Source organism: Paenibacillus chartarius, assembly GCF_042432825.1.
GTDB classification, from domain to species: Bacteria; Bacillota; Bacilli; order Paenibacillales; family NBRC-103111; genus Gordoniibacillus; species Gordoniibacillus chartarius.
In genome coordinates, this window is the sequence record NZ_JBHLWN010000058.1 from 1 (window position 1) to 23,584 (window position 23,584).

The 23,584-nt window shown below is 49.8% G+C and carries 19 protein-coding genes and 1 pseudogene; 1 reads left to right on the forward strand and 19 read right to left on the reverse strand.

Annotated elements, in window-relative coordinates; genetic code table 11:
• From ACFFK0_RS14310 to ACFFK0_RS14365, 12 genes and pseudogenes are all read right to left on the reverse strand, one after another.
• Positions 1–999, reverse strand: a pseudogene (locus ACFFK0_RS14310) (sensor histidine kinase); the annotation flags it as partial.
• Between the two features lie 28 nt (positions 1,000–1,027).
• The gene (locus ACFFK0_RS14315) at positions 1,028–1,912 is read right to left on the reverse strand and encodes a carbohydrate ABC transporter permease (protein WP_377470948.1); all 885 of its coding nucleotides are present in this window, start codon (positions 1,910–1,912) and stop codon (positions 1,028–1,030) included.
• 53 nt (positions 1,913–1,965) lie between these two features.
• Positions 1,966–2,868 (reverse strand): ABC transporter permease, encoded by a 903-nt coding sequence (locus ACFFK0_RS14320; protein ID WP_377470927.1) that lies wholly within the window; start codon positions 2,866–2,868, stop codon positions 1,966–1,968.
• A gap of 85 nt (positions 2,869–2,953) precedes the next feature.
• A complete protein-coding gene (locus tag ACFFK0_RS14325; protein ID WP_377470950.1) occupies positions 2,954–4,642 on the reverse strand; it encodes an extracellular solute-binding protein in 1,689 nt (562 codons plus the stop codon).
• A gap of 212 nt (positions 4,643–4,854) precedes the next feature.
• A complete protein-coding gene (locus tag ACFFK0_RS14330; RefSeq protein WP_377470928.1) occupies positions 4,855–6,633 on the reverse strand; it encodes a type 2 periplasmic-binding domain-containing protein in 1,779 nt (592 codons plus the stop codon).
• Between the two features lie 48 nt (positions 6,634–6,681).
• Positions 6,682–7,587, reverse strand: coding sequence for a carbohydrate ABC transporter permease (locus ACFFK0_RS14335; RefSeq protein ID WP_377470929.1), 906 nt, complete (start codon positions 7,585–7,587; stop codon positions 6,682–6,684).
• The gene (locus ACFFK0_RS14340) at positions 7,584–8,507 is read right to left on the reverse strand and encodes an ABC transporter permease subunit (RefSeq protein WP_377470930.1); all 924 of its coding nucleotides are present in this window, start codon (positions 8,505–8,507) and stop codon (positions 7,584–7,586) included. The genes ACFFK0_RS14335 and ACFFK0_RS14340 overlap by 4 nt, the downstream gene beginning before the upstream one ends.
• Positions 8,508–8,725: 218 nt before the next feature.
• Complete coding sequence (locus ACFFK0_RS14345) at positions 8,726–9,400, reverse strand: helix-turn-helix domain-containing protein (RefSeq protein WP_377470931.1); 675 nt, start codon at positions 9,398–9,400, stop codon at positions 8,726–8,728.
• A gap of 182 nt (positions 9,401–9,582) precedes the next feature.
• Positions 9,583–11,076 (reverse strand): glycerol kinase GlpK, encoded by a 1,494-nt coding sequence (glpK, locus tag ACFFK0_RS14350; protein WP_377470932.1) that lies wholly within the window; start codon positions 11,074–11,076, stop codon positions 9,583–9,585.
• 12 nt (positions 11,077–11,088) lie between these two features.
• The gene (locus ACFFK0_RS14355; RefSeq protein ID WP_377470933.1) at positions 11,089–12,030 is read right to left on the reverse strand and encodes a transketolase family protein; all 942 of its coding nucleotides are present in this window, start codon (positions 12,028–12,030) and stop codon (positions 11,089–11,091) included.
• 2 nt (positions 12,031–12,032) lie between these two features.
• Positions 12,033–12,878, reverse strand: a complete 846-nt coding sequence (locus tag ACFFK0_RS14360) for a transketolase (RefSeq protein WP_377470934.1) — start codon at positions 12,876–12,878, stop codon at positions 12,033–12,035.
• An 18-nt stretch (positions 12,879–12,896) separates the two neighbouring features.
• Positions 12,897–14,330, reverse strand: coding sequence for an L-fucose/L-arabinose isomerase family protein (locus ACFFK0_RS14365; protein WP_377470935.1), 1,434 nt, complete (start codon positions 14,328–14,330; stop codon positions 12,897–12,899).
• A gap of 269 nt (positions 14,331–14,599) precedes the next feature.
• On the opposite strand from ACFFK0_RS14365, the gene ACFFK0_RS14370 reads away from it, so the two are divergent.
• Entirely contained in the window at positions 14,600–15,649 is a 1,050-nt protein-coding gene (locus ACFFK0_RS14370; RefSeq protein WP_377470936.1) for a LacI family DNA-binding transcriptional regulator, read from the forward strand.
• An 87-nt stretch (positions 15,650–15,736) separates the two neighbouring features.
• On the opposite strand, the gene ACFFK0_RS14375 is transcribed toward ACFFK0_RS14370, so the two are convergent.
• The 7 genes from ACFFK0_RS14375 to ACFFK0_RS14405 form a co-directional block, all read right to left on the reverse strand.
• A complete protein-coding gene (locus ACFFK0_RS14375) occupies positions 15,737–16,570 on the reverse strand; it encodes an amidohydrolase family protein (protein WP_377470937.1) in 834 nt (277 codons plus the stop codon).
• A 78-nt stretch (positions 16,571–16,648) separates the two neighbouring features.
• Complete coding sequence (locus tag ACFFK0_RS14380; protein WP_377470939.1) at positions 16,649–17,806, reverse strand: ABC transporter substrate-binding protein; 1,158 nt, start codon at positions 17,804–17,806, stop codon at positions 16,649–16,651.
• 30 nt (positions 17,807–17,836) lie between these two features.
• Positions 17,837–18,553 (reverse strand): FadR/GntR family transcriptional regulator, encoded by a 717-nt coding sequence (locus ACFFK0_RS14385; RefSeq protein WP_377470940.1) that lies wholly within the window; start codon positions 18,551–18,553, stop codon positions 17,837–17,839.
• Between the two features lie 145 nt (positions 18,554–18,698).
• Positions 18,699–19,154 (reverse strand): MaoC family dehydratase, encoded by a 456-nt coding sequence (locus ACFFK0_RS14390; protein WP_377470942.1) that lies wholly within the window; start codon positions 19,152–19,154, stop codon positions 18,699–18,701.
• Positions 19,155–19,176: 22 nt separating this feature from the next.
• Positions 19,177–20,337 (reverse strand): CaiB/BaiF CoA transferase family protein, encoded by a 1,161-nt coding sequence (locus tag ACFFK0_RS14395; protein ID WP_377470943.1) that lies wholly within the window; start codon positions 20,335–20,337, stop codon positions 19,177–19,179.
• A 25-nt stretch (positions 20,338–20,362) separates the two neighbouring features.
• On the reverse strand, positions 20,363–21,520 hold the full coding sequence (locus tag ACFFK0_RS14400; RefSeq protein ID WP_377470945.1) for a CaiB/BaiF CoA transferase family protein: 1,158 nt from the start codon (positions 21,518–21,520) through the stop codon (positions 20,363–20,365).
• Positions 21,521–21,732: 212 nt separating this feature from the next.
• On the reverse strand, positions 21,733–23,584 hold a 1,852-nt coding region (locus tag ACFFK0_RS14405), incomplete at its 5' end, for an S-layer homology domain-containing protein (RefSeq protein ID WP_377470946.1).

Here is a 23,584-nt window from a genome sequence, read left to right on the forward strand (position 1 = left end):
TCTGGGGTGGTCAGGGAAAACCCTTGTCCCACCTGACTCGGCGAACGCCGAGAGTCTATTAAATTGATAGGTGGAGAATGCATAAACCGCAATCATCACAACGGCAGCGAAAATGAACAGCCATGCCCATGCATAAAACGTATCCAGCGGCTTCTTGATGATTTGTTCGGGGATGAATCGGAGGATGGACATATTCAAATACGTGGAACTGGCGTAAGCCGTATAATAGCGGCTTCCCGAAATCTCATAAGTTCCCGTTTGCGCGAGCGAAGCAGGGTTTGTTTGTTGAACGAAAGCGTCCATATTTTCCTGCAGCGGCTCGGTGGAGCTGCCTACCAGGAGGTCGCCAGATTGATTGGAGATCAATACGATTCCGCTTCCTTTATAAGTGTTAAGATGACTTAACGCTTCGCGGAGCTTTTCCGTATCCAGCTCGATTTCGATCACAAATAACGGCAGTTCCCCTTTGGCGGCCCCCTGCTTGGAGGCGCTTAGGAATAAGCTGCCTTTCCATTCGATAACCTGGTTGTTACGCGCACCTGCTTTGGGCCGTTGCTCATTATAAGCAACCGCGTCGAAATCGCTGGTCCCGTTTGCGGATGAAATGGATTTGGCAATCGGAACAATGCTGGCGCTCACATTTTTGATATACATGCTGCTGTTTTGAATCGCATTGAGCCGCTTCCACAGCGTATTGATTTTTTCCGTTCGCTTATAGGCATCCATGGAATTCCAAGTCAAGGTCAGTTCATTGAGCACCTCGTCTTCCAGGATGCCGTATTGCAGAAGCTTCATTCGTTCAATCTCGTTCTCCAGGTCGGTTAGATAGAATGTGATCTGGGAAACGGCCGTTTTGGAGATGTCTTCGCTTGCCGTCTGTACGATCCAGTGATACAGATAAACGCCAAACGAAATAATGGGCAGCATGATCAATAAGAAAGTCGCGAGCAGCCGAAGAAAGATCGTATTTCGCAAAGAGAACGGTTGGCGCTTGAACAAGGGAAGCCTCCAGCTTTTTCTTTCATTATTAGCCCTTCACGCTGCCAAGAACAATACCTTTCACAAAATATTTTTGCAAAAACGGATACGCCATAATAATCGGAAGAGAGCCCAGAAAGATCTGTGACGATTTCAGCGTTCTGTCGGAGATCAGAGCCAGGTTCAACGCTTCGTCGCGGGACATGTTCGACAAATTTTGCTGAATGACAATCGTCTGGATATAGCTTTGCAGCGGGTAATGGGCCGGGTCGCCCATCAGCAGCAGCCCGTCAAACCAGCTGTTCCAATGCTCCACCATCGAAAATAATGCAAGCGTGGCAAGCGCCGGTGTGGAGATCGGCACATAAATTTTCCACAATATCGTCCAGTGGCTGGCACCGTCCATGAGGGCGGCCTCCTCAAGCTCTTTGGGAACCTCCCGGAAAAAATTAAGAAGCAGCACGATGCTGAAAACAGGCACCGCGCCAGGTAAAATCAGCGCCCAGATCGTATCCAGCAAATTGTACTGTTTGATGGTCGTGTACCAAGGGATCAAACCGCCGTGAAACAGCATGGGAATAAAGAAAATCCACGCATAGACGAGCCGAAATCGAAACGCGCCCGATTCTTTGGATAAGGGATACGCTACTAGTATAGTTAGCAGCAAGTTTAACGGCGTCCCCATCGCAATGCGCTCCAAGGAAATGAGCATGGACTGCCAGAACGCTTCCCGGCTTGCCGTATAAGCGTAAGATGCCAGTGTGAAATCGACCGGCCAAAGCTTCACATAGCCCGCCGCCGCCGCAGTGCTGGAGCTGAACGAAACGGCGATGATATGGATTAGGGGAAGCACGCAGATGAACGATATCAAGATGAGAAACAACGTGTTCAGAACGGAAAACCATTCCATGCGCTTTCGGGATGCCCCCGCCATTCCATTCGAAACAAGTCTGGCTGATGCCGGTTGTGACACTGCTTTCCCTCCTTCTAGAAGATGCGGTATTTGGCGAATCGATAGGCAGCGAAATAAGAGACGGATATCAAGATCAGGGATACGACCGATTTGAAAAGTCCGACCGCGGTCGCCACACCGTATTGAGCATCCAACAACCCGATCCGGTAAACAAACGTGTCCAAGATGTCGCCGCTTTGATAAACCTGAGGACTGTACAGATTGAATACTTGATCGAAGCCCGCATTCAGCAGCTGTCCTAAGCTTAGAACGGATAAGAGCACGATCACCATCCGCATGCCGGGCAGGGTGATATACCACATCTTATGCCATCGATTTGCGCCGTCCATCGTCGCAGACTCGTAAAGTCCGGGATCGATGCCGGTGATGGCCGCCAAATAAACGATAGTCCCGTATCCGAAGTTCTTCCATATGTCGGATAGGATCAGCGTAAACGGAAACCACTGATTGTCCCCGAGGAAAAATATTTTTTTCATGCCAAGGGCGCCCAGCAATTCGTTGACGATACCGGTGGAAGGGGACAGAATATCGATCAGAATTCCGCTAAGGACGACCCAGGAGAGGAAGTACGGCAAATAGATCGTTGTCTGGACGCTTCGCTTGATCCATTCATGCTTCAATTCATTCAGAAGGATGGCGAATACGATCGGCACGATCAAGCCTAGAACGAGCTTAAGACTGGAAATAAAAAGGGTATTCCATAGGACCTGCTTGAAGCTCGGCAAGTTCCAAACATAGTCGAAATTATCTAATCCGACCCACCGCTGATCGCCGAAGAGGCCTTTCGCCGGGATAAATTTCTGGAACGCGATAATAATTCCTGCCATAGGCACATACGAGAATAAGACAATCAGCACCAGACCCGGTAATATCATCAGATGCAGGGGAAGCTCTCTGCGCATTTTCCTCAATATCATATCCATCCTCCTTCAGTCCCCTTACGATCCGCAAAAATATAAGCAGAGGAAGGAAGGTTCATCCGTCCTCTGCCCGTTGCCGTGCTTACTTCTTCTTTGCCGCATACCAGTCGTTTACTTCTTTCGTAATCTGTTCTCCGCCCAGCTTGGTCCAGTCTTGCACGAACTTGTCGAATTCATCCGTAGAAGCGCCCATGATAATTTTGGTATACGTCTCGTTTTGCAGCTTTTCCAGCGTCGATTTGCGCTCAACCATCGTAGGAGTCGGTGCGCCGACGAACTTATCCATGAGGAACATGTTGTTTTTATCGTATTGATCGACAACTCCCTCGGAGCCTTCCGGACCGTAAATCCGCTCCCAGCCCCACAGCGCAAACCCTTCCTTCGATCCGGAATGATAGGCTTCAAGTTTTTCCTGAATGGTTTTAGGCTCTCCCTGCAGTTTGGAAAAGTCTCCGGATTTGCGGGCCGCATCAATCGCTCTGAACGCCTCCACATTTTTCTTCACGGGAGCCGGCTGTACCGGAGATAGCTGCCATACGCTCTCTGCTTCAGGCGGCGCATAATACTTGTCGAACTCCGCTGTCTTGCCGAAGTTTTTCTCCAGATGCAGATTGAACATTTTGATGACCGCTTCGGGATGCTTGACTCCCTTCTTCACCGCAAAGAACTTGGTCGTACTGAACTTCAAAGGCACTTTAGGCGGTTCGCCGGTATCGGAAACAATCGGGAACGCACGCCACTGCGCTTTCGGGTCGTTGTTCTTGTTTAACTGCAGCGGCCAGATGGAATTCCACTGTTCGCCGTATTCCATGCCGATCTTCCCGGCCGCGATTTGCTCGGATACTTTGCCTCCGTCTTTAATGCCGAATTCCTGATCCAGCTCACCGTTCTTAAACATCGTCTGCAGGGCTTGAAGCGCTTTCTTTATTTCCGGTTGAATACCGCCGTAAACGAGCTTTCCGGTGGCATCCGCCACCCACATTCTCGGATAGGCTCCATACCCGGCCATGAACCCTTCCAGCCCCATGGCTCCGCCCCATAAGTCTTTCGTTGCCCCGAGGCCGAACGTATCCCTTTTACCGTTGCCGTCCGGATCGTTTTCCGCGAAGGCCTTGGAGATCGCTTGCACATCAGCCATGGTCTTCGGAGGCTGTAATCCGAGCTTCTGCAGCCAATCCGTTCGAATCCAGATAAACATGGCGCGTTCAAGCGAGGAATCCACCTGCGGGACCGCCATCAGCTTGCCGTCGATGGTCGCTGCGTCGAACGGGCTCGAGCCCTCCTGCGACATAATTTCTTTGGTTAACGGAGAAGCATATTGCTGATATAAATCCGTCATATCTTCAATCTGGCCGGAGTCGGCCAATTGCTTCAGCTGCGTTGCGTTCACCGCAATCACGTCCGGCAGGTCGCCGGAAGCTAACGTGACGTTCAATTTCTGCAAATATTGCTCTGAAGTATCGTTTCCTTTGACGACCCATTTATTTTTAATGTTGATGCCGAGCTGCTCCTTATATAAGCGGGTCCAGCGGTTGTCCTCAAACGTCTCGCCCTTCAGAACGCCCAGCACGTTGTTTTCTACAACATCGCTGAGATTCCGGATAAAGGATACTTCGATCGGCGGATCGTATTTGCCTAACGGATCGGCATTTGTCGCTTTTGCCTCGCTCTTTGTATTGTTCCCCGTTTCAGCCTGGGAAGCCTTGCCCTGCCCGTCATCTGCCGGTCCGCTTGGTCCGCTGCACGCAGATAAAACAGCGGCTATCGTCATGAACGAAATGAGTAATGCTTTGGATCTGTTTTGGTTCACTACCCTGTTCCTCCCCCGATCGTATAAGTTAACTTCCCTGCATGAAGACGTTGTTTCTGCTTTTATTATAGGATTGGCGAATACTGCCAAACAATGTGCATCTTTTTACTTTGTTTACCCGTCATTGACACTTTGAAAGCGCTCTCCGTCTAAGGGATGCCTCCCTATGATCTTTACTTGCCGGCTTTTGCTTCGGCACGCATTTTTACGATCTTTTGAGCTTTTGCCGTGTCCACGGCAAGCACATCGTTCCAGCCGAGACCAGCCACATCGGTTTTCATCTTGGCCCACAGCTGGTCGAATTCCGCCTGGCTTTTGGCGAATACCATTTTCCAGGACGTGTTCTTCACATAGTTCGATATCTGGCTGCGTTTGTTTTTAATGTCCGATGAATCGGTGCCGAGACTCGTATTGATATTGGGGACGATATCGATCATATTATTTTTCAGATAGTAGTCGGTTGCATTCGTTGCATTATAGGTTTTCTGCCAATCGATCGTTAACGCCGTCTTGTTAGCTTCTATCGTAGAGCTCCAGTAGTTGTTGTTATAGAATTCACCCGTATCCGGATCTTTGACAAAATCGCTCATGATCATGCTGTTGATCTTGCTTTGTCCGTCTTGATAGCCGCCGCCTCCATACTGGGCTGGAACCGGTGTATTTTTCTGGAAGGCGGTTTGTCCTGCTTCGGTCAGCCTAAACTTGCCGTCTGCCGTCTTTTCGTAGTTGAAGCCTTCAAATCCGTTCGTATAGTAACGCATTCCTTCAGGGGAAACGATCCAATCCAGGAATTCCATGATCCTTGCCGGATCCTTGGCCTTGGAACCGATTGCGAATACTCTTCCGTTCCCGTAATAAGCATCGCTGTTCTGTATGATACGGGTGTCGGCGATCGGAACAGCTGCATTGCCGTCGCCGTTCTTGCCTCTTTCAATTGAATTATAGAACCCTCTTTGCCACGAGTACCATAAGAGAAGCACCTGCTTGTTGGTCAGCTTTTCAGCTACTTTGTTCCAATCCTGGGAAGCCGAGTCGGGGTCGACCAGCCCCATCTGGTTGGCGGTAAAATAAAATTGCAGAATCTTCTTGTACATACTGTTGTCATCGATGAGCGGAACCATGTCGCCCTTAGCATTCAACTGCAATGTCGTGATTCCGTCCGGCTGCTCGTAACCGTACCAGTTGCTGAGCCAGCGTACATTTTCCATGCCGCCGTTATTGTCCCAATCCTTCCACAGAGTAATCGGAACAATCGGTTTACCGTCCGGGGTCTTCGGATACTTTGCCTGCATGCTCTTCAGTACGTTCAGAAGATCGGTCAAATTGTTCAGCTTGGGAGCCCCAACTCCCTTATAATAATCCCAAGGCATGATGGGACTGGAGTAAGGGATTTCCTCCGAGAATGTCGTGGGCGACGTATCTGCTACAAAGGTCGGCAAAGCATAAATCTTGCCGCTCGGATTTACTTTATCGAATGCGGCATTGAAAGGCTTGAAATGATTGTCGACATATTGGGACAAATACTTCGTATTCTTGACCTTATCCGTGATATCCATAATAAGACCGGCCGGAATCAATTCTTCCAATTGGCTGTTGTCGATGATCAGAAGATCTCCCAGATCTCCCGCCGCCGATCTTGTTTTGTACAACTGATCGCCGGCAACCTGCGGAGCAAGAATGTTCAAAGTAATATTGAACTTATCCTTAACCAGCTTTCCATACCAGCCTGTCTGCTCGCCTTGGTAATTTGCCGCGTTGTTAAATACGGTGACGGTCAGCGGCTTACTGTGATCGATCGGTGTACCGGCTTGGGATGGCTGGCTTGATTCTGCAGACGATGTTTCCGGACTTTTTGGTGCGCTTTCACAGCCGGCCAATACTGCCGCAGCCTGGAATAGACAAGCAATCAAAATCAAGACCGATTTTTTTACCGCTTTGCTCCTCATGCTCATAAGAAACGCAATCCCCCTAATACCGTTAATTTATTATCATGGCGCAAATTACCCTTTCACTGCACCTATCATAATCCCCTTGACAAAAAACCTTTGGAAGATCGGATATACCAGTAAGATGGGAGCAACAACTATGATCGTAACCGTCATGCGAATGGAGGCTGTGGTTTGCTTGGTTGCCAGACTCGCCATCGCCGTTGAACCGGCATTTTGCAAGTTGACCATAGTGGATAATGAACTTGCCTGATTGATGTAGTTATAGAGAATGAACTGCAAACTATACAGCTTGCTGTCGGTAACCAGCAGCAATGTATCCTGAAAGGCATTCCACTGATCCACTGCCGCGAATATAGCGACCGTAGCCAATATGGGCTTGCAGATCGGCAGCATAATTCTGAAAAACATGGTCATCGTCCCGGCCCCATCGATACTGGCAGCCTGCTGCAATTCCTTGGGCGTCGATTCTATAAAGGTCTTTACCAGAATGACGAAGAAAGGGACTACGATTGTCGGCAAAATATAGGCCAGAAAATTGTTGGTCAAATGCAGGGATCTCATGGTCAAATACCATGGAATAATCCCGGCATTAAAATACATGGTTACAATCGTAAAGCGGTACCAGAATTTTCTTCTCCACATATCCTCCTGAGTAAACATAAATCCCAGGAAGGCGGAAGCCCCCACCGTCAAAGCGGTTCCCAGCAATGTTCTTCCGAGCGATATCATTGCGGCATTCCACAGCCCCGGTATTTTAGACATATCCATGTAGTTCTGGAAATGGATTTGCCTTGGAACAAATAGGATTTCGCCTCTGGCACTCAGATCGTTCGCACTAATGGTATTAATGACAATCGAGTAAAATGGAAACACGCATAGAAGCGCAAACAGAGCAAATAAGGCATAGACCAACACAGCAATCAATCTGTCGGTCGTGCTGACCGGATAGTCACTCATACCATGCTCTCTCCTCTTACCAATTTGGATAACCCGTTCACAGTAAAGAGAAGCAAGACACTAATTAGACTCTTCAGCATGCTGATCGCGACAGAAACGGAATAGCTGCCGCCCCCCATGGCCAGGTTGTATACATATAGGTCTAAAACCTGTATGGTGTCCTTGTTGAATGAATTTTGAAATACGAAATATTGCTCCATGCCGTTATTCAGGAAGCTCGCAATTTGCAGCAGCAACAAAACAAAATAGGTAGGCAGCAAGCTTGGCAAGGTGACATGCCGTATGACCTGCATTCTCGTCGCACCGTCTACATGGGCCGCTTCATACAGAGAGTCGTCGATTCCCGTAATCGCCGCAATATACAAGATGGCCGACCAGCCCAATGTTTTCCACGTAGTCCACATCCACATCGTCATCCAAACATGATCGGAGTTTTGAAGGAATAACACAGGAGTATCAATAAATCCCCATTGTTTGAGAAGCCCGTTAGCTATGCCTTCACTAGAGAACATGGTAAACGCCAGCGAATAGACCAATACCCAGCTGATAAAGTTCGGTAGGGTGGTGACCGTCTGTACAAACTTCCGAAACCATATGGCTTTTATCTCATTCAGGAATATGGCAAATATCATGGGAAGCCAGGAAAATAGCAGCAGCAAGCCGCTCATTCCAAACGTGTTCTTGATGACTTGAAGCAGCTGGTCGACCTTGACTTGGTTTTCGGCCAAAGAGCGAAACCACTTGAAGCCGACAAACGGCGATTGGGACAGAGGAGTCGGCGGCATATAGTCAAAGAAAGCATAGACCCACCCATATAGCGGGTAGTATGAAAAGGTGGCAATTACAATCATGAAAGGAAGAATATAAAGGAATTTCCTTATCGACATGCTCCTCATACCGGTTCCTTGTAAACGCACCATATCGACCTCCTCTTTATTGAAAAATAAGTAGCCAGAAAACGCTTCCAATCTAGCCGAAATTTGAGCTGGTCAGTTCCGATTGTCCTCATGCCGGAATTGCAGCTGCCTTTTGAACTCTCCCCCCCAGCTGTGTATGCATTTATTTTAAAATTGATGGATGTAGTGAGACAATGTACATCTTTTTACTTTACTTACCAGTTGTTTACACAATGAAAGCGTTATCCCCGGTTGGATATATTCAACCCGGGCTTCGACAGCGGCATGACGATGGTGAACAAGATCCGCAATTCGTTGGCTCCGTCGATTTTGGCCGAATCCTCCAGCTCTTCCGGAATACTCATGAAGAAATTGCGGAGAATGAGCAGCGAGTACGTACTAATCAAAGCCGGGATGATCAAAGACCTTCGCGAATCGATGAATCCGAGCGATTTGATCAGCAAATAGGGGGAATCAAGCCTCCGCTGAAAAACATCGTAACACGAAACAGCCCGACAGCCGTATTCAAGCTGAACTGTGCATTTTGCAGCCCCACACGATACACGTATGTGTCCAGGATATCCGATACGCCGTACGCCGCAGACTTCATCTGCCTGCAGGTTGCGATAACCGACCTGTGCCGCAATCTCGGTAACGGAACATTTGGATTCGTCCCGCAGCAATGCCGTAGCCCGGTTATGCCTCGTACGGGTCACGAATTCGGTAAACGATTCCTTCATCACTTCGCCGAAGCGAAAGCTCCTCCTGTAAATGCTCGTCGATATACGATTTAAGCTTGTAAATGACCTCCGCTTGAGTATGCTTGCCTGAATCCCGAACGTGGACGGCGAAGAAGCATGGCATACAGTTGACGGTTGGGAAACAGCCTCCGTCTTGCAGATTTCATCGTGTCTCACCTCTGGTAAAGCTCTTTCTGAACGTAACGGGCGGAAGATTGCGTTTTCATGTCCCTTTACACTTGAACTGTACCATGTGTCCATATGCGTGTTAATCGAATGCCTTCAACTGTATGGGAAAAAGCCCGAGTTATTAGTCTCGGGCTTCCGGTTGGATTTATTTTACTTGAACGAACATCAGCTCACGACTGTAAAATCGTTGTGACTGCCCTGCGCCAACCGGCATATTTCATAGCCCTGAGCTCCGGGGACATGTCCGGTTCAAACTTGCGATAGGAACGCGGCAATGCTGCAATCTCATCCTGCGAAGTCCAGAAGCCGACGCCGAGACCGCCTATGTAAACCGAGCCCATAGCCGAGAGTTCGGCGATGACCGGCTGAACGATGGGACAATCAAGCATGTCAGCCTGAAACTGCATGAGGATGCCGTTAGTCGCAGCGCCGCCATCCGCACAGAGCTCTTCCAGCCGAACCCCAGACTCCGTCTGCATGAATTCTACGGCATCGCGTACTTGATAAGCAATGCTCTCGACCGCCGCACGAACGATATGCGCTTTCGAAGTGCCCCGGTTCATTCCGACGATGGCGGCTCTGGCGTAGGGATCCCAATAAGGTGCCCCTAAGCCTACAAATGCCGGAACAAGGTACACGCCGTCAGGCTCTTTGACTTGCTCCAGCATCTCTTCAAGCTGATCGAACGTCGTGAACAAGCCAAGGTTATCACGAACCCACTTGAGGCAATCCCCGGACGAACGGATCACGGCCTCCAATGCATAGGTGGTCGTCCCCCCTATTCCCCAGGCAATAGCGGAAACAAGTCCCGTGCCGCCATCTACAGGGTGATTGCCGACGTTCATCAAAACCGATGTGCCGGTGCCGAAGGTAGCCTTGGCCATGCCGGTCCGGAAGCATCGGTTGCCAAATAGCGCCGCCTGCGAATCTCCAATAACACCCGAAATTGGTACTTTACGTCCTTCGAAGAGGTCTGGTTCATTCGTATAGCCGAATATCTCGTCGGACGACTTGACCTCCGGCAAAAGCTGTTGAGGCACTTGGAACAAACGGCATAGCTCGTCATCCCACTGCAGCGAATGAATATTGAATAAGGATGTGCGGCTCGCATTCGTACAGTCGGTTGCATGAACGGCGCCGCCGGTTAGCTTCCACAGCAGCCAGCAGTCGATTGTACCGGCAAGCAGCTCGCCGGCTTCAAGCTTCTCCCGTACGCCGGGTACATGGTCGATGATCCATGTCCACTTAGCGGCGGAGAAATACGGATCCAGCATAAGCCCGGTCTTCGCACGCACAAGCTCCCCGTAACCCTTTTCTTGCAAAGCCGCACATGCATCCGCGGTTCTTTGACATTGCCAAACGATCGCAGGATATACCGGCAAACCGGTAGTTCGATCCCACATGACGGCCGTTTCCCGTTGATTCGTAACGGTTAGTACAGCAATCTGGCTGTCATCGATTCCCGCCGATTCCAGTGCTCTCCGTACAGTCAACTTGACGTTATCATAAATTTCAAGCGGATCATGCTCTGCCCAGCCTGCGCAAGGATAGATCTGCCGGTGCTCTGCCGAACTTCTTCCGACAACGGCTCCTGAACAGTCGACGACGAGCGCCTTCGTCCCCGACGTGCTCTGATCCACAGTTACAATATAGCCTTTCCCCATGACGACCGCGCTTTATCGGCTTAGCAGCTCTAAAGCAAGCCTCTTCAGGTTATCGGCGCTAATCCCATAGTGCTGGAACACTTCCGCGGTCTTCCCGGCGACCGCCGGTTCATCGGGAATGCCGACGATCCGCATCGGTACCGGCTTATGCTGAACGACGACCTCGGATACTGCCGCCCCAAGTCCGCCGTGGATGCTGTGCTCTTCCACTGTAATAATGTGACCGGTTTCCGACGCCGCTTGAATAATTGCGTCTTCATCCAACGGTTTGATCGTATGCAGGTTAAGCACCCGACAAGAAACTCCCGCTTGCCTTAGCAGCTGCTCCGCGTCCAGTGCCACCCGGACCGTTTCGCCGGCGGCAATGATCGTGACGTCTTTCCCCTCGCGCATCGTCACAGCCTTGCCGATCTGGAAGTCATAATCGACGCCGCTTTCATAAACATCCTCGACCGGATTACGGCCGATCCTTACATAGACGCCGCCTTCGTGACGAACTAGCGCTTCCGTCATCTTCTTGGTCTCGTGACGGTCCGCCGGAAGAATGACGGCCAAGCCGGGAATCGCACGAGCGACAGCAATATCTTGAACAGAGTGGTGCGACATGCCCAGCGCGCCATAGCTCACCCCGCCACTGATTCCGATCAGCTTTACGTTCGTGGCCGAGTAAGCGACGTCAACCTTGATTTGTTCGATGCTGCGCATGCTGAGAAAGCATGCGGGAGACGTCACGAACGGCTTCTTGCCGGCATGGGCGAGCCCCGCAGCGATACCGACGATATTTTGTTCGGTGATGCCGACTTCTACGAACTGTTCCGGAAACGTATTGGCAAACGGCGCCATCGCTGCAGAACCCCGGGAATCGCTGGCCAGCACCATAATGTCGCGGTCGTCCCGGGCGAGCTCCAGCAGTGTATCGCAAATGACCTGACGGTTTGGAATTGTATTGGACATGTTCAGATTGCCGTCCCTTCTGCCCTTAATGCCTGCAGCTGTGTATCCAGCTCCTCCAGCGCCTTTCGGAGCTCTTCATCATTGGGTACATGATGATGCCATTTCGCCGCATTTTCCGCGAACGAAACGCCCTTTCCCTTCACCGTATTCGCCATGATCAATGTGGGTTTGCCTGCTGCCGCAGGGATAGCCTCGAATGCCTCTACGAGAGCAGCCATATCGTTGCCGTCTATGGAAACAACGTTCCAGCCGAACGCAGTCCACTTCTCATCGAGAGGTTCAAGTCCCATGACTTCTTCCGTTGTGCCGCTGATTTGAAGCCGGTTCCGGTCGATGATGCCGATCAAATTATCAAGCTTGTAATGGGCGCCTGCCATCGCCGCTTCCCATACGGACCCTTCGGCTTGCTCGCCGTCGCCCATGAGACAGAATACACGGTACGGTCTCCCGTCACGTTTGGCTGCAATAGCCATGCCAACACTAATAGCAAGTCCATGGCCCAGCGCACCGGTATTCATTTCGATGCCGGGCACCTTGTTGTTCGGATGTCCGATTAGCCGTGTGCCGAACCCGCTGTACGTCTTCAGCTCCTCTTTCGGGAAGAAGCCCAGGTCGGCGAGTATGCACCACAACGATTCAACCGAATGCCCTTTGCTGGCGATAAACCGGTCGCGGTTCTCCCACTTCGGGTTGTTAGGATCCACTTTCATAATTCGATAATAAAGCGCCGTCAAAATGTCTGTATTGCTAAGCGAACCGCCCGTGTGTCCAGTCTTGGCACGATGAATGATGGTCAGCAAATCCATTCGGATCTGCGCTGCTTTCGCTTGCAGCTCTCTGATTTCCATCGGACATTTCCCCTTCACTTATAATCTGGCGCCGCGAAGCCATGCCTGAATTTCCTGTTCGGTCGGGTCGACCGGATCCGGGGTTAGACCGGGGATATAGTTACATGCTTCATATAACGCAGGAATAGCGTTCGCATGAATACCTACGGAATGATGAACATAAGGCCCCTTCACCAGCTTCTCCTCCCAGAGCGGCCAATCGTTCACTTCTACCCATACATAGGAGCCACGGGTATACGGTCCGGGTATACCGCGTGCTTTGCCGAGAAACAGCTGATAGTCTCCATGATCGCCGTCGAAACGTGCCAGCGTCATACTGCCGCCCTGAATCTCGCCTTCATGCGTACCCGGTGCGTGGTCATCGAACAAGAAGTGCTTGCGCAGCTTCGGCTTGTTTTCCACAGATAGCGACACGGGGAAGTTGCCGCAATGGAACAACAGCTCACCGTTCGGGTTCTCCGGATGTCGTACGGTCAGATCGGCGAAAAAGGTCGGTGCCGTATTCATCGAAGCCGCCTGTACCATAACCGAGGTAATGGCACCGTGAATATCGGTCTCGCAAGTCACAGGAATTTGCTCATCCGTCAATATCGCGTTGGCCAAGCACGGCATAATGCCCATTGCTTCTTGAAGGGCCGACCAGCATTGAATGGCAATGGCCGTGCTTCCCGTCTGCATGGCGTACTGCTTCATCGCAACCTTCAAGGCGGCAATACGCCTTACATCCTCTTCGGTTACCTCGGACCAATCCAGCTTTTCTTTTATGTAGTCCATTGCTGCAAGCAGCGCTGCACTGTTCCCTTTTTCAATTTGCTTAGAGGCACGCTGAATATCGACCAACGTTATCGGATGAATTTCGATGCCAAATCGTTCCAGCAGTTCGCCTTCATTGCAAATCATTGTCCAGAATGAAGCGGGACGCGGCCCGATCTGCAAAATCCGAAGATTACGGAATTGACGGACGACATTGGCGGCTGCGATAAAATTCGTAAAGCCTCTCTCGAAGACAGGGTCATTGACCCGGCTATTGGTCACATAGGTGAAAGGCACGTTAAATCTGCGCAAAACCTTGCCTGTTGCGAACAACCCGCACTGCGTATCGCGAAGCCGCATCCCGTCTTCAAGCGGCGCTTCATCGCGTGGTCCCCAGAGCAGCACAGGCTTCCCGAGCGCTTTGCCGACGCGTGCAACGGTGTCTTCCGTACCGAAGTTACAGTGCGGAAAGAACACGGCGTCAACCTTCTCCTCTTTAAAGCGAGCAGCAATCTGATCGGCATTGATATGGTCGTCATACAATAAGCCTTCATTGTTGAGTCCTTCCAGATCGACGATATCGATGTCCAATCCGAAGCTTGCGATCTTCTCCCGAATCATCACCTTGTACTTAAAAGCGTCTTCCGCGCTAAATACAAAACGACGGGTAGGCGCATAGCCTAGTTTGAATGTTTTCATGCGTCGTGCCCTCCATATCAAGTTGGTCGACCAAAAACTTAACAAGCGTAATGCCAAGGAACTAAACAATACTAAACTTTTTAGCTAAATCATGATCTTACCGAGTATATTAGCATCTCAATGCCCACTGGTCAACGGATTTTTAGCTCAATTTTAGTTAAAACAATAGTTATTATGATAAACATTTAGTCGACCGATTGCTTTTCAATTCGTCGTGATGTAAACTAAACTCACTAAACGGATACTGAAACGCGGATCGGAGTACGGATATGAATCTAGATGACATCGCCAAAAAAGCCGGAGTCTCTAAGTCAGCTGTGTCTTTTGCATTAAATGGTAAGCCCGGTATCAGTGCCGAGACTCGGCAGCGAATTCTTCAAATCGCCGAAGAAGCCGGATACTCTCTCAAACAAAGACCCCTTGCATCGGATAACGCGGCGAAGTCACTTACCTTTCTCGTATTCGCCAATTCCGGCATTGTGCTTGAGCAGTATTACCAGCAGCCTTTTTTTCGCGAGCTCATTCATTTCATTGAAGAAAGATGTAGATCGCAGGGATATTCCTTAATATTCTCAACCGTCGACAAGGAGTTTTTTGAGAGAGACATTCGAGTTATAGCGGAAGAAAAACGCAGCAGCGGCATCATCCTGCTCGGAACCAACCTAACAGCAGAGCAGGTCTCAACGATTTCCGAAATCTTCGGTACTCACCTGGTCGTCCTGGATACGCATTTCGATACGCTGCCGGTTCATTTTGTCGGAATCAACAATTTTATGGGCGCGTACCAGGCGGGCGCTTATTTAACCGGTATGGGGCATCGGACCTTTGGATATATCGCGTCGAATGTCAGAATTCACAATTTCGAAGAAAGAAAACGGGGATTCTTGCAGTCTCTGAGCGAACAAGGGCTGGAAGTACCTCGCGGCAGTTTTTTTTCCGTAGCCCCTACGATGCTTTCATCGCAAGATGATTTAAAAAGGCAGCTGGAAAGCCATCTGCAGCTCAACGGAAAATTGCCGTCGGCTGTTTTCTGCGAGTGCGACTATATCGCCATCAGTGCCATGAAAACATTGGCGGAACTCGGGATCTCGGTCCCTGCTGAGATATCCGTCGTCGGATTTGATAATATTACGGAAGCTATGGTGGTTTCTCCGGAATTAACTACGATCCATGTGGAGAAAGAACGGATGGCTCATCTGGCTGTCGACATGCTGATCGAATCATTGGAACGCGGCCAACAAGTAAAAACAAAAATCAAAGTCGACACCCGACTTGTCATACGCAATTCCGCTCAAGCCGCAGTTTCGAATCGGATATGAAGCGACCCTATGAGCACACGCGATAGGGAGCACTGCTCCCTATCATTTGTATCGCCCTTCAACCCTGTCTTGGGAAGGCAGCCTCCATTACAAACCATAAAACTTGATTGCCGTACCGCCCAGTATGGACTCTCTATCCTCCTTGCTATACTCCGCTATCGCGCGGTTCGTTTCGCTCCACACCTTTTTATAATCCCCGGCAAGATTGGCCACAGGCCAGTCACTGCCGAACATCAGCCTGTCGGAACCGAATACGCCCCATGCATGATCGATGTAAGGCTTGATGTCGTCGGCTGTCCAACGAACCCATTCCGCGGCCGTATTCAGTCCGGATACTTTCGCATACACATTCGGATACTGGGCCGCAATCGACATCGCGTCCGCCCAAGCTTGAAACAGGCCTTCCCGAATCGGGGGCTTAGCGAGATGGTCGATAACCAGCCTTAGATTGGGAATGGCTTCCGCCAAGGCGGGAACATGCTTGAGATGCTCGGGAAAGACCGCTACCAAATCATACGGAACTCCGGCTGCGGCTAATACCTTTAACCCTTCCATGACGTCAGGCCGAACCACCCAATCCGGATCGGGCTCTTCGTGGTTGAGATGACGTACACCTTTGAAGTAGGGATTCTTGAGATACGTTTCAAGCTTTCTCGACGCCTCGTCCGGCCGATCAAGAGGAACCCATCCGACGACGCCGGCCACCCAGGGATACTGTTCCGCCACCTCAAGCATATAGTCTGTATCAGCGTAAGCATTCATTGCCTGGACGATTACGGTCTTGTCAATGCCGCATTCCTTCAATAGCGGCTCCAGTTCAGGCGCTTCAATCGTACGGTAAATCGTCGGGGTATCCGGAGTGGGCCAATGATAAGGGATGCGTTCAAAATTCCAAAAATGCTGATGCGCGTCAACGATCATACATGTTCCTCCCCATTTCCCATATATTCAACTGACATAATCACCACAGCATTCGAAAATGACGAAATGGCAGCGCTCTCAATTTGTCGATTTATATCGGTGTATCATTTGGTTAAGCCGATGAACGATCGACCCGAAGCTTTCGTTTCCTTCTATTAGAAATTGACGGATGTCTGTTCCTGCGCGTTCTTGGAATTCAATATAGCCTTTAAACCGCGGACGCATCGAACCAAGGGTAAGCGTTTCAAGCGTATCTAGGAAAAATCCGTTCGATACCCGGTTGACTTCTTCATCTTTCCATGCTTTCAAATGCCCGGGCTGACCCCCGTTTTGAAAGAAGGACGTTTTCTGGTAATCCCCATTTACTGTCATAGTTAGGAAGTTAACGGCATGATCAGTATGCTTGCAGCGTGATGATATGGCTAGGCCCACACCGCCGATCATACTTCCGTTCGGGCTGCCATTTGCGGAAGGGATATTGGCGCAGCGGACCTGGAAGGGCCGAAATCCGGCTCTTGCATAATTGGAGTACCCGTAAATTAACGGAACATAGGCAATTTCATTCGTCGTACACAGCAATTCGTACATACCGATCGGATCGACAAAAGCCGATTGCTTGTGCGAAACGGCAAGCAGATTCTTCAGTATGCGGAGCGCTTCCTCTCCAACAGCATAAGGAACATCCAAATCGCGGCTCCAGAATGCTTCGCCGCCGATTTGTGCACATAACGTGAAATAACTGGAATACGCGTGCACAGGTACTAGTGGAAGTCCTATTTTCGTACCTTCGGGAAGCTCTTTGGCTAACGCCAACACATCGTCCCAACTTCGCGGCAGCTCCAATCCCGCTTGTTGCAGTAAATCTTGACGATAGGCGGCGATTTGGGCAGCGGCATCCGCCGCAAGCGCCCATTGCCGGCCTTCCCAAGTATAGCTGTCATAGCTCGATCCGACACTTTGCAGCCTCTGATCGGTTAGAAAGGACGAAGCTATGAAGTCATCTAACGGCAGCAGAAGGTTTTCGGCAACAGCCGCACCGATATGGGGATGATCGATCATGATCAAATCATATCGGTCGGCGAGAAGCTCCAACGGATACCGTTCAAAGTCCTGTAACGAACGGGCATCCCATTCCATCTTTACGTCCGGATGAAGCCGATTATAGTCGGAAGCCGCGGCAACCAGCGGAGCTACTCCCCGTTCATGCTGCCAAGTCATCCCTCGAATAGTTATCATCCTGCTGCTCCTCCATTCTTCCTCTCAGCCCTAGTCTAGTTCTTCATCGCCCTCAGCAACATGACTTGCATAAAATTGTTTGGAGGTCGTCAAATGGGTTTCCATAATTTCCCGAATCCGCTTCCGGTCTCCGGTCTGCAAAGCATGAAGCAAGGCTCTCCTCGATTCCGCACTTTTGCTCATGGAACCCGGCACCTGCAAAATTTTATGGCTGGTTTGCTTTCTTAAATGAACCATCGTTTGCATCAGCTTTGCCAAGATCCGGTTCCCGCACATTTCCCCTACGGCAATGTCGCATTGGTCAATCAGTTGGTGGAACTTCTCGGGATCTCGGGTCTCGGACAGCCTTTCGACCATCCGGGTCAACTCTGTCAGAGCCTGTTCCGTTGCATGCTCCGCAGCCTGAAGATAAACCTCCGTTTCAATCAGCTTTCGGGTTGCATACACTTCGTCGATATTGTTCAATTCACTGTGAAACATCCAAGTAATCGTTTCAACCGGAATAGGGGTCTCTTGATGGTTGACAAAGCTGCCTTCTCCAGCCTTAATCGTGATGAGTCCGACCAAAGACAGCGCACGCAGCGCCTCGCGGACCCGTCCGCGGGTTACTCCCAGGCTTTCGGCCAAATCCCTCTCATTCGGCAGCTGTGTGCCGGGAGCGAGCTTCTGATTGATCACAAGCCCGGCGATCTGCTCCATAACTTGTTCCGTAACGGTTATTCTTTTCACGGGCTCTAAATGTACCATTCCATAACCCTCCATTAATCAGACAATCTGCTCATTCGTCAGCCTAAATGGTTTGGTGGTATCACCACAGTGTGCTTAGTTTATCACCTTGCGGATCTAGAGTAAACCAAGCACTACCGGACCCGTTACTTCGGAAACGGCACCGTTACTCCTGCAACGTTTTCTTCTTGACCATCAGCAAATGTTCGCATACCAATACGGTTGCGCCATGCTGGTTGATCACCTCTACCTGCTCTACAACAATCCCGAGCTCCGGCTTCTTCGGATATTCTCTCTTTTCTTTGATGGTAATCCGTACATGGATCGTATCCCCGATATAGACCGGTTTGATAAAGCGCAATCGGTCATATCCGTAGGAGAACGCTTCCGGATTGATTTCTCCGGCGCTCATCCCGACACCGACACTGAAAATCAAAGTTCCATGGGCGATACGCTGTTTGAATTCCTGAGTTTTGCACCATTCTGCGTCCATGTGGTGAGGATAAAAGTCGCCGGTTTGCCCCGCATGGATCACAATATCGGTTTCCGTAATCGTGCGTCCGACCGTTTCCCGGAAGGAACCCACTTCATAATCTTCGTGAAAAATGGAACGCATGCTCATATCATCCTCCTTAAGTGATACTTTAAAGCCGGTATTCTTTCCGTATGTTCAGATTATCCTCGCCTATTCGGGGGGAACCTTTGCCCGAAGTAAGCAGCTGCCCGTCAATGCGAAGAGGACAGCGCGTCGTGAACATCGCATAGCCGTTGCTGCGCCGGACCTCCTGAATCATGTCTAGCTCTTGAAAACCTTCATGCTTCATAAGCTGGCTCCAATTCAGAACCTCGGAGCAGCTATATCCCGCCGGCTCAAGGCGGTCCAGCCATTCTCTAGTGCTGTGCAGCAGCAGATGCTCGGACAACATCCTCTTGATTTCATCCCGTTGGTTCAGCCAACCATGGGGATCGGCGTATTCCAGCAAAGACTCGCATCCCAGCAGCTTTCCGAGTTCAATGACTGATCCGTGCGCTAACGCAAGGAATCCGTCCTTTGTCTGGTAGATGCCATAGGGTGCCGCCATATAGGGGTGAGCATTGTGGATTCCGCTGCGGATCGGCAGCCTGCCGCCGTCGTTCAGGAACGTGGTGAACTCCGCAAATTGAACATCCAATATCGATTCCAGCAAGCTAACCTGAACCAAGCAGCCTTCCCCCGTAATCCCTCTTCGGACTAGGCCGGACAATATGCCCTGAACAAGGTGGGCGCCTGCCGACATATCTGCGATCGCCAAGCCGCATGGCGTCGGCGGTTGTCCGCCATTGCCGTTCAACCAGGTCATACCGGAGAGCGACTGAACAAGCAGATCCTGACCGGGCTTTCCAACCCATGGCCCTTCATTGCCGTAACCGGTGATTTCGCCATAAACGAGCCTTGGATTGATCTTCTTCAGCGTTTCATAATCCAAACCGAGCTTTTCCATGACTCCCGGACGAAAATTTTGAATGAGCACATCCGCCTTCCCGATCAGCTTTGCCACGAGCTGAACATCGTTCGGCTTCTTCAAATCGGCGGCAAAGCTTTCTTTGTTACGGTTGATCGAATGAAAGAGCGTGCTGTCGCCGTCAAGCTCCAGATTCGATATATATAGCGTCCTGCATATATCCCCGGTACCCGGCCTCTCGATTTTCATCACGCGAGCTCCCAAATCAGCCAGTCGCAGGGCCGCCGACGGGCCGGAAAGAAATTGGCTGAAATCAAGCACCAATATTCCCTCTAGAGGCTTCTGAAATGAAGCTCCGTCCATGTTGTCACCGCTCTCGCAAACAAATTTACGATTTCAGATTGAAATCCGACTCAATCTTCTCATTGTTCTCACCGATTGCCGGCGCCCATTGAGCGGATTTGATGCGTTCGCCGTTAATCCGAATCGGACAACGCGTCGTTCTGAGCGGCCTCTGACCGGGACGGCCTACCTCCAGAATCATGTCCAGCACCTTGAACCCTTCATGATGCAGCAATTTATCCCATGTAAACACGTCAGAACACCAGTAATCCGCAGGCTCAAGCACGCTCAGCCATTCACCCGTCGTTCTCTGCTTCAAATGCTCTGCAAGAAGCCCCTTAATCTCATCCCTGCGGGTAAACCACTCCAACGGATCGGTAAACGCCGCTACCTCCGGACAATCAAGCAATTGCCCGAGCCGGCCGACAGGACCCATAGCGAGTGCAATGTAGCCGTCTTTCGTCTCGTATATGCCGTAAGGCGCACCCAAATAAGCATGTGCATTGTTAATGGAGCTGCGGTCAGGCAATTGCCCGCCATCGTTCAAATAAGTGGTCAGCACCTCAAATTGGAAGTCAAGCATGGCTTCAAGCAAGCTTACCTCCACATACCCGCCTTCGCCTGTACGTCCGCGGCGAACTAAGCAAGCCAATATTCCCTGCGCCAATTGCGCCCCCGTCATTAGATCGGCTACTGCTAAAGCAAAAGGCATCGGCGGCTGGTCGCGATTTCCATTCAAATATGCGAGGCCCGACAAGGACTGAATGAGAAGGTCCTGTCCCGGCTTGTTTTTCCAAGGACCTTCTTTTCCGTAGCCGGTAACCGTACCGTAGACGATGCCCGGATTGATTTGCTTAACCTCCTCATAGCCAAGACCGATTTTCTCCATCGTTCCGGGACGAAAGTTTTCGACCAAAACATCCGCCTGACGGATCAGCTTTCTGAGCTTCTCGAGATCCTGCGGATTTTTCATGTCGGCCGCATAGCTTTCTTTGTTACGGTTGATCGTTTGAAACAGAACGCTGCCTTCGCTAGTTTCGAGATTGTTTAATACAAGCTGGCGGCAGCCGTCCCCGACCCCCGGCCGTTCGATTTTGATCACCCTCGCGCCCAAGTCCGCCAGCCGGAGTGTCGCGGAAGGTCCGGACAAATACTGGCAAAACTCCAGCACAACTAATCCTTCCAATGGTCTCAACCTAACCACCTCACCTGAATTCCTGTCCTCGGGAAGGCATGGAAGCCAACCTCAAGTTGTGTTCGTGGTAGTACCACAAAACCATCATAACATCGGCTACCCCCGTATACAATACCTTTAAATCGAAAGATGAGCAATATTCCGTTTCGCTTGCCTACCCATTATCAAAAAAACACCTTGCAGCAATTGGCTATTTAAGCCGCATACCGCAAGGTATTTGTTTACTTACTGCGTAATCTTGTCCAAGTTTCGCCGGTATCTATCTTCGTGTAGTCGTGGCTGTTTGTAGACTCTACTATATCTTTAAAAGCCCAAAAATCCGGACTGACATCTGGGAACAGCCTGACATTATTAGATGTATTATTTATAAATTTTGGATCTGCCGCACGTCTCAGCATTTTATTTATGATCGTAACGGCTTCAGAACGTGCAATGAACTTATCCGGCATAAAAGTATGATCAGGATATCCATCTATCCATCCATACCCCGTCGCCCTTATGATTTCATTATACGCCCAATGAGTGCTGGGAACATCGGAGAATTGTTTTCCGTCCGCACCTAAATTTGCAAAGCGTTCTAGCATGGCAACAAACTCAGCTCTTGTAATCGGACTGTTCGGTTTGAATGTTCCATCCGAATATCCGCTAATGATGCTCAGTTTAGTTAATGTTGTCACTGCATTGTAGTACCATTGGCCCGGCTCAATGTCCTTAAGCTTCATATTACCTACAGCAGTTTTGTTGCGCAACAGATTGTACAACATCATTGCGGTTTCTGCGCGAGTTACATTGTTGTTCGGCTTCCATTCCCCATCGGGATAACCTACCGTATATAATATATGGTCGTCAGTGTTCAAAACCTGCGAAACAACCTTAAAAGCTTCCGCCGCGATGCCAGTATTGTTGTTTACAGCGATGTTATTGGGTGGTTTGCTGTCGCTTCCTACAATACTGTTATTCGAGGTTATCGTAGTGCCGCTTGATGAAGTGCTATCATCTTGTTGTTCAATTACCTCATTTGCTAATCCGATTGCGTAAGTAGAAAATTTATTAACATTCAGAGTTATAAATGTGTTTGATACTGTAAAGTATTCCGGTTGTGTTGGATCTGACGATAACTGTTGCGGAACTCCTTCATGCACTCTGAATACGGCAAGCTTTTTTCCTGCAAGCGCATCGTTAAGCGGGAGAACGATTTGTATTGTTCTTGGAAGTTCATATAATGGTTCAGTTTGACCTATTTGTCGATCGAACTGGTCGTATAGCGATTTTTTCACTTTAAAATCGATATACGTTTTGATTTCCTGACCGTTTGCTATGGTTTTGATTTTATTTGCATCTTCGCTTACGTCACTTTCGATTTTGCCTGCGGCTGCAAAAATGATTTGAGCCCTTCCGCCATTATTATCTACTTCATGCTGATAATCGGTATTTTCATACACATTTGTGGAAAATAACCTATGCAGTCCTGAAACTGCAACAGGCGGAGTGCTTGGTGCCACTTCAACGATGCTTTCAATTCGACCAAGAATGATGTTCTCCAAGTGAGTAATCTTGCCGCCGATAATTATTGCAAGGACCGATTCGCTGAACAATCCATTATTCGCTATTACATTGTAGGCCCCATCAGCTAGTTCGGTAAAATGAAATGTTCCATCAGGACTCGTCTGCTGGCTGTTCATTACTTGGTTTCCAAGAGCTACGGAAACAATGATTGGTAAGTTTGAGCCTGTATAATCTTCAACCCTACCGCTGACGCCGCCCGTAGGAGTTAGAGGAACACCGCTTACCGGCGACTTAATTACTAAATAATTACCAGTGTATTTGATGTTGTAATTTGGTTTATCTAATGTTGAGAGAATAGGATATACGCCAGCATCCTCGCCAGCAACTCTTGCCAACCCCCCGGTTAAAGCATCATTTCCTACAAGCCCCGAACTATCATAAGTAAGCGTTGGGTCCGCATTTCCCTGTATTTTTTCTGCAGCATGAGCCGTTACAATGAGCACCTTTTTATCCTGAATTTCGAAAGCGCATAAGAATGCGGTGGCGATCATCCAGGAGCGGATCAAC

Excerpts from the sequence above, each read along its gene's own strand:
- ACFFK0_RS14315 (WP_377470948.1), bottom strand. The coding sequence starts at position 1,912 with ATGGCGGGGGCATCCCGAAAGCGCATGGAATGGTTTTCCGTTCTGAAC.
- ACFFK0_RS14320 (WP_377470927.1), bottom strand. The coding sequence starts at position 2,868 with ATGATATTGAGGAAAATGCGCAGAGAGCTTCCCCTGCATCTGATGATA.
- ACFFK0_RS14325 (WP_377470950.1), bottom strand. The coding sequence starts at position 4,642 with ATGACGATAGCCGCTGTTTTATCTGCGTGCAGCGGACCAAGCGGACCG.
- ACFFK0_RS14330 (WP_377470928.1), bottom strand. The coding sequence starts at position 6,633 with ATGAGCATGAGGAGCAAAGCGGTAAAAAAATCGGTCTTGATTTTGATT.
- ACFFK0_RS14335 (WP_377470929.1), bottom strand. The coding sequence starts at position 7,587 with ATGAGTGACTATCCGGTCAGCACGACCGACAGATTGATTGCTGTGTTG.
- ACFFK0_RS14340 (WP_377470930.1), bottom strand. The coding sequence starts at position 8,507 with ATGGTGCGTTTACAAGGAACCGGTATGAGGAGCATGTCGATAAGGAAA.
- glpK (WP_377470932.1), bottom strand. The coding sequence starts at position 11,076 with ATGGGGAAAGGCTATATTGTAACTGTGGATCAGAGCACGTCGGGGACG.
- ACFFK0_RS14355 (WP_377470933.1), bottom strand. The coding sequence starts at position 12,030 with ATGTCCAATACAATTCCAAACCGTCAGGTCATTTGCGATACACTGCTG.
- ACFFK0_RS14360 (WP_377470934.1), bottom strand. The coding sequence starts at position 12,878 with ATGGAAATCAGAGAGCTGCAAGCGAAAGCAGCGCAGATCCGAATGGAT.
- ACFFK0_RS14365 (WP_377470935.1), bottom strand. The coding sequence starts at position 14,330 with ATGAAAACATTCAAACTAGGCTATGCGCCTACCCGTCGTTTTGTATTT.
- ACFFK0_RS14370 (WP_377470936.1), top strand. The coding sequence starts at position 14,600 with ATGAATCTAGATGACATCGCCAAAAAAGCCGGAGTCTCTAAGTCAGCT.
- ACFFK0_RS14375 (WP_377470937.1), bottom strand. The coding sequence starts at position 16,570 with ATGATCGTTGACGCGCATCAGCATTTTTGGAATTTTGAACGCATCCCT.
- ACFFK0_RS14380 (WP_377470939.1), bottom strand. The coding sequence starts at position 17,806 with ATGATAACTATTCGAGGGATGACTTGGCAGCATGAACGGGGAGTAGCT.
- ACFFK0_RS14385 (WP_377470940.1), bottom strand. The coding sequence starts at position 18,553 with ATGGTACATTTAGAGCCCGTGAAAAGAATAACCGTTACGGAACAAGTT.
- ACFFK0_RS14390 (WP_377470942.1), bottom strand. The coding sequence starts at position 19,154 with ATGAGCATGCGTTCCATTTTTCACGAAGATTATGAAGTGGGTTCCTTC.
- ACFFK0_RS14395 (WP_377470943.1), bottom strand. The coding sequence starts at position 20,337 with ATGGACGGAGCTTCATTTCAGAAGCCTCTAGAGGGAATATTGGTGCTT.